This is a genomic window from Streptomyces sp. NPDC005195, from assembly GCF_040608315.1.
Taxonomy (GTDB): domain Bacteria; phylum Actinomycetota; class Actinomycetes; order Streptomycetales; family Streptomycetaceae; genus Streptomyces; species Streptomyces kaempferi.
Window position 1 is genome coordinate 229,864 of record NZ_JBEXHZ010000005.1, and the last position, 13,249, is coordinate 243,112.

Annotated in this window: 11 protein-coding genes; 2 read left to right on the forward strand and 9 right to left on the reverse strand. The window is 71.4% G+C overall.

Annotated elements, in window-relative coordinates; translation table 11 throughout:
* Positions 1-140: 140 nt before the first annotated feature.
* Entirely contained in the window at positions 141-716 is a 576-nt protein-coding gene (locus tag ABZV34_RS08885) for a YqgE/AlgH family protein (protein WP_356272696.1), read from the reverse strand.
* A 280-nt stretch (positions 717-996) separates the two neighbouring features.
* Between ABZV34_RS08885 and murA the strand changes: the two genes are divergently transcribed.
* Positions 997-2,343, forward strand: a complete 1,347-nt coding sequence (gene murA / locus ABZV34_RS08890; RefSeq protein WP_356272698.1) for a UDP-N-acetylglucosamine 1-carboxyvinyltransferase — start codon at positions 997-999, stop codon at positions 2,341-2,343.
* Positions 2,344-2,468: 125 nt separating this feature from the next.
* Here the strand turns inward: murA and ABZV34_RS08895 are convergent, their stop codons facing one another.
* The 6 genes from ABZV34_RS08895 to ABZV34_RS08920 all read right to left on the reverse strand — a co-directional run bounded on the left by ABZV34_RS08895 (position 2,469) and on the right by ABZV34_RS08920 (position 9,795).
* Positions 2,469-2,750 carry an HU family DNA-binding protein gene (locus ABZV34_RS08895; protein ID WP_148008648.1) on the reverse strand — a complete coding sequence of 94 codons (282 nt, stop codon included), beginning with the start codon at positions 2,748-2,750 and terminating at the stop codon, positions 2,469-2,471.
* Positions 2,751-3,202: 452 nt separating this feature from the next.
* On the reverse strand, positions 3,203-4,624 hold the full coding sequence (locus ABZV34_RS08900) for an NAD-dependent malic enzyme (RefSeq protein ID WP_356272700.1): 1,422 nt from the start codon (positions 4,622-4,624) through the stop codon (positions 3,203-3,205).
* A 436-nt stretch (positions 4,625-5,060) separates the two neighbouring features.
* Positions 5,061-7,529, reverse strand: coding sequence for a UvrD-helicase domain-containing protein (locus tag ABZV34_RS08905; RefSeq protein WP_356272702.1), 2,469 nt, complete (start codon positions 7,527-7,529; stop codon positions 5,061-5,063).
* 83 nt (positions 7,530-7,612) lie between these two features.
* Positions 7,613-8,389, reverse strand: a complete 777-nt coding sequence (locus tag ABZV34_RS08910) for a zf-HC2 domain-containing protein (RefSeq protein ID WP_356272704.1) — start codon at positions 8,387-8,389, stop codon at positions 7,613-7,615.
* Positions 8,390-8,427: 38 nt separating this feature from the next.
* Positions 8,428-9,024 carry a sigma-70 family RNA polymerase sigma factor gene (locus ABZV34_RS08915; RefSeq protein ID WP_168528372.1) on the reverse strand — a complete coding sequence of 199 codons (597 nt, stop codon included), beginning with the start codon at positions 9,022-9,024 and terminating at the stop codon, positions 8,428-8,430.
* A gap of 183 nt (positions 9,025-9,207) precedes the next feature.
* Positions 9,208-9,795, reverse strand: a complete 588-nt coding sequence (locus tag ABZV34_RS08920) for a CGNR zinc finger domain-containing protein (RefSeq protein WP_356272706.1) — start codon at positions 9,793-9,795, stop codon at positions 9,208-9,210.
* Positions 9,796-10,000: 205 nt separating this feature from the next.
* Between ABZV34_RS08920 and ABZV34_RS08925 the strand changes: the two genes are divergently transcribed.
* The gene (locus ABZV34_RS08925; RefSeq protein WP_356272708.1) at positions 10,001-10,555 is read left to right on the forward strand and encodes an anthrone oxygenase family protein; all 555 of its coding nucleotides are present in this window, start codon (positions 10,001-10,003) and stop codon (positions 10,553-10,555) included.
* Here ABZV34_RS08925 and ABZV34_RS08930 read toward each other — a convergent pair.
* Both ABZV34_RS08930 and ABZV34_RS08935 read right to left on the reverse strand, forming a co-directional pair.
* Positions 10,504-11,664, reverse strand: a complete 1,161-nt coding sequence (locus tag ABZV34_RS08930; protein ID WP_356272710.1) for a uroporphyrinogen-III synthase — start codon at positions 11,662-11,664, stop codon at positions 10,504-10,506. The two genes, ABZV34_RS08925 and ABZV34_RS08930, sit on opposite strands and share 52 nt — an antisense overlap.
* Before the next feature lie 99 nt (positions 11,665-11,763).
* Positions 11,764-13,143 carry a nitrate/nitrite transporter gene (locus ABZV34_RS08935; protein WP_356272712.1) on the reverse strand — a complete coding sequence of 460 codons (1,380 nt, stop codon included), beginning with the start codon at positions 13,141-13,143 and terminating at the stop codon, positions 11,764-11,766.
* Between the last annotated feature and the right edge of the window lie 106 nt (positions 13,144-13,249).

The following is a 13,249-nucleotide window of genomic DNA, read 5'->3' on the forward strand; positions in this document are numbered from 1 at the left end:
GCGCCGCTACAGCGACGGGCCCGCGTCACAGATCGACAGCCGTACGGGGAACGACCGCGCGTTCGCGGTCGCCCGCCCCGTCGAGGAACCCCCGGCCGGGACGCGGGGCGCCGGGCGACAGCCGGGCCGGAGCCCGCCGGTCAGTTGAGGGAAGGGTCGTCCGGATACGTCGCCACCATCGCCAGCTCGTTGCGCTGGCGGCGCAGCACCTCACGCCACAGGCGTTCCGGGGCGGGGGACGAGACGTCTCCCGGTTCGGACTCGACCACGTACCAGGCGCCCTCGACCAGTTCGTCCTCCAGCTGGCCGGGGCCCCAGCCCGCGTACCCGGCGAAGATCCTCAGGGAGCCGAGGGCCGAGGCGAGGAGTTCGGGCGGGGCCTCGAGGTCGACCAGGCCGATCGCGCCGTGCACACGCCGCCAGCCGAGCGGTGCGCGCTCCTCGGACGTCATGCCGCCCGGGATCACCGCGACACCCAGTGCCGAGTCCAGCGACACCGGGCCGCCCTGGAAGACGACACCGGGCTCACCTGCCAGGTCCGCCCAGGCCTCCAGGATGTCGCTGACACCCACGGGGGTCGGGCGGTTGAGGACGACACCGAGCGAGCCCTCCTCGTCGTGGTCGAGGAGCAGCACCACCGCGCGATCGAAGTTCGGGTCCGCCAGGGCGGGCGTGGCCACGAGCAGCCGCCCTGTGAGCGAGGACACCTCGGTCATGCCAGACATGATCCCGCATCTTCCCCCCGTAGGGGGACCCAATACCCGTAACCGAGTGAATGCAGCTCAGGGCGCAGAGAAGCGCCCCCCGCGCACAAGGGCTCCGGTGACCCGGTGTGCCCGATACGGAACGGTTCGTGTTGTGGCGAAGCTGGGACGTTGCTGGGCCGTACTCGGGCTTACGGAAGGGGGGTGGGCGGCGATTACCCTTGCTGTTCGGCTCCCGCCCAACAGGCCCGCCGATGCGTACCCCTGCCCAACTCTTCGGATCGCGAGACACATGACCGTCAACGGCTCTGACGATGTACTGATTGTCCACGGCGGAACCCCGCTCGAGGGCGAGATCCGTGTCCGCGGTGCGAAGAACCTCGTACCGAAGGCCATGGTCGCCGCACTGCTGGGCAGCGAGCCGAGCCGGCTGCGGAACGTCCCCGACATCCGCGACGTGCGGGTCGTGCGCGGGCTGCTGCAGCTGCACGGCGTGACGGTGCGCCCGGGCGAGGAGCCGGGCGAGCTGGTGCTCGACCCCTCGCACGTCGAGAGCGCGAACGTCGCGGACATCGACGCGCACGCGGGCTCGTCCCGGATCCCGATCCTCTTCTGCGGCCCGCTGCTGCACCGTCTGGGCCACGCGTTCATCCCCGGCCTCGGCGGCTGCGACATCGGTGGCCGCCCCATCGACTTCCACTTCGAGGTGCTGCGGCAGTTCGGCGCGAAGATCGAGAAGCGGGAGGACGGCCAGTACCTGGAGGCCCCGCAGCGGCTGCGCGGTACCAAGATCAAGCTGCCGTACCCGTCCGTGGGCGCCACCGAGCAGGTGCTGCTGACCGCCGTCCTGGCGGAGGGCGTCACGGAGCTCGCGAACGCGGCCGTGGAACCGGAGATCGAGGACCTCATCTGCGTACTGCAGAAGATGGGCGCGATCATCGCCATGGACACCGACCGGACGATCCGCATCACCGGTGTGGACTCGCTCGGCGGCTACACCCACGCGGCCCTGCCGGACCGTCTGGAGGCCGCCTCCTGGGCGTCCGCGGCGCTGGCCACCGAAGGCAACATCTACGTCCGGGGCGCCCAGCAGCGCTCGATGATGACGTTCCTGAACACCTACCGCAAGGTGGGCGGCGCGTTCGAGATCGACGACGAGGGCATCCGCTTCTGGCACCCCGGCAGCCAGCTCAAGTCGATCGCGCTGGAGACGGACGTCCACCCGGGTTTCCAGACCGACTGGCAGCAGCCGCTGGTCGTCGCCCTGACGCAGGCCACCGGCTTGTCGATCATCCACGAGACGGTCTACGAGTCCCGCCTCGGCTTCACCTCCGCGCTCAACCAGATGGGCGCGCACATCCAGCTCTACCGCGAGTGCCTGGGCGGCTCGATCTGCCGCTTCGGCCAGCGCAACTTCCTGCACTCCGCGGTCGTTTCGGGCCCGACCAGGCTCCAGGGCGCCGACCTGGTCATCCCCGACCTCCGCGGCGGCTTCTCGTACCTGATCGCCGCCCTCGCGGCCCAGGGCACCTCCCGGGTCCACGGCATCGAGCTCATCAACCGCGGCTACGAGAACTTCATGGACAAGCTCGTGGAGCTCGGCGCGAAGGTCGAGCTGCCGGGCAAGGCGCTCGGCTAGACACGATTCGACGCGCCCGGCCCGTACCGGTCGCGGGTACGACGATGGGGCGGCCCCCCGGTGAAGGGGGCCGCCCCATTGGCGTTACCGGACCTCGTGCGCCGTCCCGTGGCACACGCAGGAACCTACTTGCCCTTGGCCGCTTCCTTGAGCTTGCTGCCCGCGGAGACCTTCACGCTGTAGCCGGCCGGGATCTGGATCGGGTCGCCGGTCTGCGGGTTGCGCGCGGTGCGAGCGGCACGGTGGGTGCGCTCGAAGGTCAGGAAGCCGGGGATGGTGACCTTCTCGTCGCCCTTGGAGACGATCTCGCCGACGGTCTCGGCGAACGCGGCCAGAACGGCGTCGGCGTCCTTGCGGGTCACCTCGGCGCGGTCGGCCAGCGCGGCCACCAGCTCACTGCGGTTCATGTTCTTACTCCCGTGTTCTTCTTGCCGTTGAGGCGTGCCACGCGGCGGAGCCGCATGTCGGATGCGGCGAAGCCGATGCTGCCAGGGTCCTCGGTCGGTCCCCGGACCCGGGTCCGTAGCCAGACCCTCGCGCCCGAAGACGCATCCTGCCCCCACCTGCGGCGGGAAAGCCAATCCGGCACCCCTGGGGGTCACACGAACACCCTTGGGAGTCACACGAAAAGCGCCACTGCCTCAATGTGGTGACGCTTCGTCCGCTCCCGGCAGCTGATCGCAGGGCCTGCGAAGGCCCGAGCCTGGCCGCCACCCTAGAGGGCGCCCGCGGGCCCCGCGTTCCACGACGCGCCGGTGCCGGACCGGCCGTGGCGATCGTCACAGCCGGTGCGCGCCCGGGCGTGTCCCGCGCCGGCGGTCCACGCGTCCGGCGCGCCCCCGGACCGGCGCGCCGGGGTCTACTCGGCGGCCGACGCCCCCGCCGCCTTCGCGGCGTCGCGCACCGCTCCGGCGACCGCGCCCGCGACCTTGTCGTTGAAAACGCTGGGGATGATGTAGTTCGCGTTCAGCTCGTCCTCGGTCACCACGCCCGCGAGGGCGGCCGCGGCGGCCAGCATCATCTCCGTGTTGACCGTGCGCGACTGAGCGTCCAGCAGGCCGCGGAAGACGCCCGGGAAGACCAGCACGTTGTTGATCTGGTTGGGGAAGTCGGAGCGGCCGGTGGCGACAACTGCCGCCGTCTGGCGGGCGATTGCCGGCTCGACCTCGGGGTCGGGGTTCGCGAGCGCGAACACGATGGCCCTCTCGGCCATGGCGGCCACGTCGTCGCCGTCCAGCACGTTCGGGGCGGAGACGCCGATGAAGACGTCGGCGCCACGCACGGCCTCCTTCAACGTGCCCGTGAGACCTTCGGGGTTGGTGTTGTCGGCGATCCAGCGCAGGGCCGAACCGTGGGCCGCGTCGACCAGGTCCGCGCGGTCGACGTGCACGACACCGTGGATGTCGGCGACGACCGCGTTCTTGACGCCCGCGGCGATCAGCAGCTTGAGGATGGCCGTACCGGCCGCGCCCGCGCCGGACATGACGACCCGGATGTCGCCGATCGCCTTGCCCGCCACCCGCAGCGCGTTGGTGAGGGCGGCCAGCACGACGATCGCGGTGCCGTGCTGGTCGTCGTGGAAGACGGGGATGTCGAGGGCCTCACGCAGCCGGGCCTCGATCTCGAAGCAGCGCGGCGCGGAGATGTCCTCCAGGTTGATCCCCGCGAATCCGGGGGCGATGGCCTTGACGATCTCGACGATCGCGTCGGTGTCCTGGGTGTCCAGGCACAGCGGCCAGGCGTCGATACCGGCGAAGCGCTTGAAGAGGGCCGCCTTGCCCTCCATGACCGGCAGCGCGGCCTTCGGGCCGATGTTGCCCAGGCCCAGCACGGCCGAACCGTCCGTCACGACCGCAACGGAGTTGCGCTTGATGGTGAGGCGGCGGGCGTCCTCGGGGTTCTCGGCGATCGCCATGCACACCCGGGCCACGCCCGGGGTGTAGATCATCGAGAGGTCGTCACGGTTGCGGATGGGGTGCTTGGACTGCATCTCGATCTTGCCGCCGAGGTGCATCAGGAACGTACGGTCGGAGACCTTGCCGAGGGTGACGCCCTCGATGTGGCGCAGCTGCTCCACGATCTCGTCGGCGTGCGACGTGGAGGTCGCCGCGATGGTGACGTCGATCCGGAGCTTCTCGTGACCGGAGGCGGTCACGTCGAGGCCGGTCACCGAGCCTCCGTGGGACTCGACGGCCGTGGTGAGCTGGGAGACCGCGGTTCCGCTCGCGGGCACCTCCAGCCGGACCGTCATCGAGTAGGAGACGCTGGGCGCCGTTGCCATGGCCGACTTCCTCTGCTTTTCACCGTGTACTGCGTGTCGCGGGTATGCCGTCCGATCGTCGCACCTACCGCGGAGTACGTGGTAGCCGCCCCGGGTTGCGAACGTTGTGTTCGCGACGCGGGAGATCATTCGGAAAACTGATTCCACCATACGAGAAGCCGCCCTGACGGTGGAAGGGCGGACCGCGAAGAGCCCGCGCCGCGCAAATGAACTTTCGGGACGGGAATTGCCTAGCGGGGATCCTTTGTTACCGTGGACGTGACACCGGCCCGATCCAAGCCCCCGGGCCCAACCTTCGTCGCTACGAGCGACCACTTGCCGCGAGGCGAGCATGGCGGGTCGGTGTCGTGAACGAACGAGAGGCCCACGTCACCTGGTGACGTGGGCCTCTCGCTGTGGCCTCCCCTCCGCCCGGGGTCCGGGCGGAGGGTGCGCCTCAGTCCCGCAGCAGGTCCGGCACCCCGTTCCCGTCCGGCTCGTCGCGCTCGCCGGAGACGATGGTCAGCTGCTGCGTGGCCCGGGTCAGCGCGACGTACAGGACACGCAGCCCCGCGGGCGACTCGTCGGCGATCTCCGCCGGCGAGACGACCACCGTCGCGTCGTACTCCAACCCCTTCGCCTCCAGACTGCCGAGCGCCACCACGCGGTCACCCAGACCCGCGAGCCAGCGGGCGGCCTCCTCGCGCCGGTTCATGGCCACGACGACGCCCACGGTGCCGTCCACCCGCTCCAGGAGGTGCGCGGCCTCGGCGCGCACGGTCTGCGCGAGCGAGTCCCCCACGACGGCGAAGCGCGGCGCCACGCCGGTGGAACGGACCGCCGACGGGGACTGCGATCCCGGCATGGCCAGGGCGAGGACCTTGGCGGCCAGGTCGGCGATCTCGGCCGGGTTGCGGTAGTTCACGGTCAGGGTGAAGCGGCGCCGGGGACGGCTGCCCAGCGCCTCGTCACGGGCCTGCGCGGCCTCGTCCGGGTCCGACCAGGAGGACTGCGCGGGGTCGCCGACGACGGTCCAGGTCGCGTGCCGCCCGCGTCTGCCCACCATCCGCCACTGCATCGGCGTGATGTCCTGCGCCTCGTCGAGGATGACGTGCGCGTACTCGGTCCGCTCCTGCGCCAGCCGCTCGGCCCGCTCGCGCTGCGTCTCCTCGCGCACGGGCATCAGTTCCTCGAGGCCGGTGAGCTGGTCCAGCGGGTCGAGATCACGCCGCTTCCTGGGCCGGGCGGGAGCGCCGAGGATCGCCTGGAGCTCGTCCAGCATCGCCACGTCGTGCACGGAGAAACCGTCCCGCTTGAGGGAGCGCGCCACCCGGCGGACCTCGCCCGGGTTCAGGATCCGCCGCGCCCACCGCCCGAGCCGCCGCTCGTCGGCCATCGCCTCCAGCACACCGCGCGGCGTCAGCTCCGGCCACCACGCGTTCAGGAACGCGAGGAAACTGTCCTCGGAGGCGACGTCCTCGTCGAACGACGAGCGCAGCTCCGCGGCCAGTTCCGGGTCCGCGTGCCGGGTGCCGGCGCCGGACTGCGCCCACAGCGCGTCCAGCAGCAGCTTGCGGGCGCGCGGGCGCAGCAGGTTCACCGGGGCGGTCCCGCTCAGCGCGTTCTGCTTGACGCGGTCCAGCTCGGCGGCCTCCAGCTCCAGCCGCCGTCCGAAGGCGACGACCCGCAGCCGGACGGGCGGCCCGGCGGGGACCTCGGGGGTGTCCGCGCCGAAGGCGAGCTGCTCCCCGGAGCTCCGGGGGCCCGCGGAGTTCCGCCTGTCGCCCCTGTCGCCCCGCCGCGAGCCTGAGCCCTGTGAGCCCTGCCGCGGGCCTCCCGGCGCCTCCAGCACCCCGTGCGCCGCCTTCCGGAGCACCTTGAGCATGCGGGAGGAGCCCTTGGCGCGGGCGACGGCCGGGGAGTCGTACAGCGTCGCCTCCGCGTCGTCGACGAGGGAGCCGATGGCGCGGATGGCGACCTGGCCCTCCTCACCGAGGGAGGGCAGCACGCCCTCCGTGTAGGCGACCAGGAGCGGGGTCGGGGAGACGATCAGAATGCCGCCCGCGTACCGGCGGCGGTCCTGGTAGAGGAGGTAGGCGGCGCGGTGCAGGGCGACAGCGGTCTTGCCGGTGCCCGGTCCGCCCTCCACGTACGTCACGGAGGCGGCGGGGGCCCGGATCACCAGGTCCTGTTCCGCCTGGATCGACGCCACGATGTCCCGCATGGTGTGGCTGCGGGCCTGGCCGAGGGCGGCCATGAGGGCGCCGTCGCCGATCACCGGGAGCGCCTCGCCGTCCAGGGTGGCCTTGAGCTCCGGGCGCATCAGGTCGTCCTCGACACCGAGGACCCTGCGGCCCTTGGAACGGATCACCCGGCGGCGGACCACCCGTCCCGGGTCGACCGGCGTCGAGCGGTAGAACGGAGCCGCGGCGGGCGCCCGCCAGTCGATGACGAGCGGCGCGTAGTCCGCGTCAAGCACCCCGATACGGCCGATGTGGAGCGTCTCGGCGATGGAGGCGTACTGACCGGTCTCGTCGGCGCGGACCGCGCCGTCGGCCGGTTCGACGGCGGTGTACGCGCCGTCCGGCCCCTTCTTGCCGTCCTTCCCCGGAAGGAGGTCGATCCGGCCGAAGAGGAAGTCCTCGAACTCGTTGTTGAGGCGGTTGAGGTGAATTCCCGCCCGGAACACCTGGGCGTCACGCTCCGCGAGCGCTCCTGGCGTACCGACCTGACCGCGCTGGGCGGCGTCGTTCATGAGGAACTCCGCCTCGTGGATCTTCTCCTCGAGGCGCCGGTACACCCGGTCCAGATGTTGCTGCTCGATCCCGATCTCCCGCTCCCGTACGGAGTCGTCCTTGACGGACTTCTCCGGTACGGAACCGTGAACCGGACCGAGCGCGGTTTCCTGCTGAGCCTGAGCGGCCACCGGGCCCCCTTCTGACGTGCTGGGCAGCCGTCAACCGTACGCGAAGGGGACCCCTGGAGGCTACGTGCGCGCCCTGGCCCCGCTCACGCCTTCACCTGTACGAGCCGCTTGCCGTCGAAGGTCATGACCTCGAAGTGGTCGATCTGGTCGGGTGTGAAGGCCGCTCCGCCGTGCACGTAGAGAGGGCTCTTGGCCTTCTCGGTCGTGGCGTCCGGCTTGCCGTAGCCCCACTCCGGGACCGCCCAGGAGGTGACCGTCTCGCGCTCGCCGTTCTTGCCGACGGCGATCAGGGAGCACTTGAGCGGGCCCCCGACGTTGGAGAGCTGGAGGACCGCGTGGGTGCCCCAGTCCTTCGGCTCCACCGCGACGGTCGCCGTGACATGGGTCTTCGGGTCCTCGGCCGTGACCTTGTCGGTCATCGTCTGGAACGCGGCCTTGGCCGGACTGGAGGCCACCGCCGCGGGCGTGTCGGAGCCGCCGCCGTTGACCGCCATCACGGTCAGCGGACCGCCGATGATCAGCGCGGCCGCCGCGGCCACCAGGTACATCCCGCGCCGCCGCTTGACCGCGCGCCGCTGCGAGACCTCGTCGACCAGCCGTTCCGCGAGCCGTGGGCTCGGGCGGGCGGACAGCGACTCGCCGATGGCCGGGGTGCCCTGCGCGGCGGGCAGATCCGCGAGCGCGGCGAGCATCGGTTCCATCCCGGCGAGCTCGTCGAGCTGCTGGCCGCACCACTCACAGGTGGCGAGGTGGGCCTCGAAGGCCGTGGCCTCCGCGTCGTCGAGGATGCCGAGGGCGTAGGCGCCGACGGTTTCGTGGATGTTGTCACCCGGGTTCTGCTGTCCCCGTGGTCCCTGCATGGCTCCTGGACCGCCCGTTCCGTATCCCCCGTACGTGTTCATGCCGTCACCCCCCGCTCCTCCAGCGCCAGCTTCATCGAACGCAGGGCGTAGAACACCCGGGAGCGCACAGTGCCGCTGGGTATGCCGAGCGTTTCGGCCGCTTCATTGACCGTACGCCCTTTGAAGTACGTTTCGACCAGAACCTCCCTGTGAGCAGGGGTCAGGTCGTCCAGCGCGTCCGACAGTGTCATCAGCCACAACGCCTTGTCGATCTCGTCCTCCGCGGGGATGACCTCCAGCGGTGCCGGGTCCACCTCCTGCGGCCGGGCCTGCCGGCTGCGGTGTCCGTCGATGACGATGCGCCGCGCGACCGTCACCAGCCAGGGTCGTACCGAACCGGTCGCCCGATTGAGCTGACCGGCGTTCTTCCAGGCACGGATGAGTGTTTCCTGTACGACGTCCTCGGCGCGCTGCCGGTCGCCGGCGACCAGACGCAGCACGTATGCGAGCAAGGGACCCGCGTGCTCCCGGTAGAGCGCACGCATCAGCTCCTCGTCGGGTTCGTTGTTCGACGAAGCCGACGCGGACGGATTCATGCGATGTCGGGCCCTTGACCTTCGTTCATCATCAGCCACGGCCGAATCCTTGCGCACGCCTACCTCCGGTGTCCGGGGGTTCCCCCAGTCGGTCGCTCATGACGGGGTACGTGCGGGGCCAGGCCCGTGTTCAAAGAGGGAGTACATATTTCCTGGGGAAGTTGTGAAGATCTCTCCATGACCACTCCGCGCGATCGGAAGATCACGTAGGGGTGGGGAAGAGGTCTTCGGAGGGCTGGTTCACGCCCGGGCGAGGGCAGCCCGCCGCCGATGCCGGGCCACTCGCTCGCGGTTGCCGCACACCTCGCTGGAGCACCATCGCCGGCGCCTGCCGCGGGAGGTGTCGAGATACACGATCGGGCAGTTGTCACCGGCGCATTGTCGCAGGCTCGCGCGCGCCCCCTGATCGGTGAGCAGTTCGAGGGCGTCACGGGCGACGACCGCGAGCAGCCCGGGACATCTGGGCGGGGTGTGCAGGCTGCGCCGCAGGGAGCCGTCCTCGGCCCGTACGGCGGAGGGGGCGGGCGGGGCGGCGAGGGCGAGCGCGTTGACCCGGGCGAGCGCCGTCTCGGCGGGCCGGCCGTCCAGCTCCGCCCGGACCAACCGGGCTACTTGACCGCGTAGTTCGCGAAAGCCCACGAGCCAGGAGGGATCGGCCGCCGCCAGTGGTGTGCCCGCCGGGACGAGGCCGGACCGGGTGATCCAGACCCGCAGCCGGTCCACCGTGTCGAGCCGTTCCTCCGGGTGGGTGGTCGCCAGGAGGTCCAGGCAGATCCGCCCGGAGTCGAACCGCAACTCGTACGGGGCCGTGGCCATGCCCGATGCCATGTGCCTGTCACCGCCTTGGGGTTACCGCCGTGGGGGGGGGTACCTCCTACAGTGCATGCCCGCGCGCGCCGCCGGAAGACCCGGTACCGCACAGGCCGCGGACGGCCGTGTGAACAGCGGCGCGGACAGCCGCGTGGACGTCCGCGCATGCGGCCGCGCGCCTCGGCCATGTCCCCTTTCCGGCCTGCCCGGTTGACTCGGTGTCATGACAGAGAACAGCACGGGGCGGCCGACGGCCGCCGCAGGGGTCCTGGGCGCGGCCACGGTCGCGATGGGCCTGATCTCGGGCGTCTTCTACCTCTTCGCCTGCGCCGTCATGCCGTCGCTGGCGCACAGTGACGACCGCGTCTTCATCGAGGTCATGGGGAACATCAACGACGTGATCCAGAACCCGGTGTTCTTCCTGAGCTTCCTGGGCGCGCTGGTCCTCACGGCCGTCTCCGCCTGGCAGTCGCGCAGGTCCCCCCACCGCCGGTGGGTGTGGACGGCCCTGACCGCGTACGCGCTCGCCTTCCTGGTCACCACGGTCGTGAACGTCCCGCTCAACGACCGGCTGGCGGACGCGGGCGACCCGGCGCGGATCGCCGACCCGGCCGCCGTGCGCGAGCGTTTCGAGGACACCTGGGTCGCCTGGAACGTCGTACGGGCCCTGCTGTCGACGTCCGCCCTGGCCTGCCTGGCCCGCGCCCTGTTCCTCCACCACGGGGCCTACCCGTCCGCGTACTTGGCGTCGGCGGCCGGGTCGAGGGCCAGCCGGTAGCCGCGCTTGACCACGGTCTGGATGAGTCCAGGGACGCCCAGCGCGGTGCGCAGCCGGGCCATGGCCGTCTCGACGGCGTGCTCGTCACGCCCGGCGCCCGGCAGCGCCCGCAGCAGTTCGGCCCGCGCCACCACCCAGCCCGGCCGCCTCGACAGGGCCCGCAGCAGCGACATCCCGGCGGGCGGTACGGGACGCAGCGCGCCGCCGACCAGCACCGCGTGCCCGCGGATCTCCACCCGGTGGCCGGCGACCGGCAACGTACGGGCGCGGCCCGGGAGTTCCTGGCAGATCAGTTGGACGAGGGGGCCGAGCCTGAAGCGCTCGGGCTGGACCGTGGTGACGCCGTGGGCCTGGAGCGGCAGCGCGGTGACCGGGCCGACGCAGGCGGGCAGCACGTCGTGGTGGAGGGCGGCGAGCAGGTCGGGGAGCAGGCCGCGTCGCTCGGCGCGGGACAGCAGGGAGGCGGCGGCGGGCGCGCTGGTGAAGGTGAGCGCGTCAAGGCCCCGGGCGACGGTGGCGTCCAGCAGCCGGTCTACGGGGCCGATGTCCTCCGGCGGCATCCACCGGTACACCGGGACGGGCACCACCTCGGCGCCCGCCGCCCGCAGCGACTCCACGAACCCGGGCAGTGGTTCACCGTGCAGCTGTACGGCGATCCGGCGGCCCTCCACGCCCTCCTCCAGGAGCCGGTCGAGCACCTCGGCCATGGACTCGGAGGACGGTGACCACTCCTCGGTCAGCCCCTGGGCCCGTATCGCGCCCTTGACCTTGGGCCCGCGTGCGAGGACCTCGACCCCGCGCAGCCGTGCGAGCAGGGCCTCGCCGAGTCCCCATCCGTCGGCGGCCTCGATCCAGCCGCGGAAGCCGATGGCGGTCGTCGCCACCGCGATGTCCGGGGCCCGGTCGATCAGTTCCTTGGTGGCGGCGAGCAGTTCGCCGTCGTCGGCGAGCGGCACGATGCGCAGGGCGGGGGCGTGCTGGACACAGGCGCCGCGCCGCTGGAGCAGAGCGCCGAGCTCGTCGGCCCGGCGTGCGGCCGTCACTCCGACGGTGAACCCGGAGAGGGGGCCGTGATCCTGCGGGGCGGGTCGCTGCGGTTCCTCGTACATGGGTCTCGTCTCACGTGGAGTCGTCGTGCGCTTGCGGCCGACCGAGCCTGTCAACGGCCCGTGACAGACCCGGTTCCCCGTGATGTCACCCGTGTTACGTCAGACCCTGGCGTGGCCGAGCCGCGGCTTCGCCTCCGCGACCGCGACGGTCCGGGTCCGGGGTGCGGGCCCGCGAAGGTATACGGCCCAGGTGACCGCGAAGCAGAGCCCGTAGAAGGCGAGGAAGGCCACGAAGGCCCCGGTGCCGGAGCCGTAGGAGAGGAAGGACTGCCTCAGGGCGAGGTTGATGCCGACGCCGCCGAGCGCGCCCACCGCGCCGATGAGTCCCATGGAGGCCCCGGACAGCCGCCGCCCGTAGGAGGTGGCCTCCTCGCCCCGCAGCCCCTGGGCGACCGCCTCGGCCTGGAAGATGCCGGGGATCATCTTGTACGTCGAGCCGTTGCCGAGCCCGGTGAGGACGAACAGCGCGATGAACGCGGCGGTGAACAGCGGCAACGACCTCTGGACGGAGGCGACCACGACGACACCGGTCGCGCCGGCCATGGCGACGAAGTTCCACAGCGTGATCCGCGCCCCGCCGTACCGGTCGGCGAGCCGCCCGCCGACGGGCCGGATCAGCGAGCCGAGCAGCGGGCCGACGAAGGTGACGTACGCCGCCTGCAGGGGCGTACGCCCGAACTGGTTCTGCAGCACCTGTCCGAAGGCGAAGCCGTAGCCGATGAACGACCCGAAGGTGCCGGTGTAGAGGAGGGACATGATCCAGGTGTGCGCGTCCTTCGCGGCGTCCCTGACGGCGCCGGTGTCGTTCCGCACGGACGCGATGTTGTCCATGAAGACGGCGGCGAGCGCGGCGGCGACGAGGACGAGCGGGATGTAGATGCCCAGCAGCACGCGGGGCCCGCCGTGCGCGCCGATGATCGCGAGCGCCACGAGCTGGATGACGGGCACGCCGATGTTGCCGCCGCCGGCGTTGAGGCCGAGCGCCCAGCCCTTGCGGCGCAGCGGGAAGAACGCGTTGATGTTGGTCATGCTGGAGGCGAAGTTGCCGCCGCCGACGCCGGCGAGCAGACCGACCAGCAGGAAGGTGGAGAACGAGGTCCCCGGCTCCATCACCACGAACGCGGCGACGGTCGGCACGAGCAGCAGGCCCGCCGAGACGATCGTCCAGTTCCTGCCGCCGAAGACCGCCACCGCGAAGGTGTACGGCACCCGCACCACGGCCCCGACCAGCGTCACCATCGACGTGAGCAGGAACTTGTCGGCGGGGGTGAGTCCGTACTCGGGTCCCATGAAGAGCACCATGACCGACCACAGGGTCCAGACCGAGAAGCCGATGTGCTCGGAGAGTACGGACAGGAGCAGGTTGCGCCGGGCGACCCTCGCCCCCGTCACCCGCCAGAAGGTCTCGTCCTCCGGATCCCACTCCTCGATCCAGCGGCCTCCCCTGTTCCGGGCGGGGGCTGTGCTCGGGGCTGTCATGACGCCTCCACGGTTCTCCGGTGCGGTGCCCAGGCGTCGGCCGACGACCTGCTGGGTCCCGAAGGTAGGGAGGACGCGTTTCCGCGCTGTGGCCGCGAGTGACCGG

Bases quoted from the DNA above. Each gene is read 5' to 3' on its own strand.
- ABZV34_RS08925 (WP_356272708.1), top strand. From the start codon at position 10,001: ATGACAGAGAACAGCACGGGGCGGCCGACGGCCGCCGCAGGGGTCCTG.
- ABZV34_RS08930 (WP_356272710.1), bottom strand. From the start codon at position 11,664: ATGTACGAGGAACCGCAGCGACCCGCCCCGCAGGATCACGGCCCCCTC.
- ABZV34_RS08900 (WP_356272700.1), bottom strand. From the start codon at position 4,624: ATGGCAACGGCGCCCAGCGTCTCCTACTCGATGACGGTCCGGCTGGAG.
- ABZV34_RS08885 (WP_356272696.1), bottom strand. From the start codon at position 716: ATGACCGAGGTGTCCTCGCTCACAGGGCGGCTGCTCGTGGCCACGCCC.
- ABZV34_RS08920 (WP_356272706.1), bottom strand. From the start codon at position 9,795: ATGGCATCGGGCATGGCCACGGCCCCGTACGAGTTGCGGTTCGACTCC.
- ABZV34_RS08910 (WP_356272704.1), bottom strand. From the start codon at position 8,389: ATGCAGGGACCACGGGGACAGCAGAACCCGGGTGACAACATCCACGAA.
- murA (WP_356272698.1), top strand. From the start codon at position 997: ATGACCGTCAACGGCTCTGACGATGTACTGATTGTCCACGGCGGAACC.
- ABZV34_RS08935 (WP_356272712.1), bottom strand. From the start codon at position 13,143: ATGACAGCCCCGAGCACAGCCCCCGCCCGGAACAGGGGAGGCCGCTGG.
- ABZV34_RS08895 (WP_148008648.1), bottom strand. From the start codon at position 2,750: ATGAACCGCAGTGAGCTGGTGGCCGCGCTGGCCGACCGCGCCGAGGTG.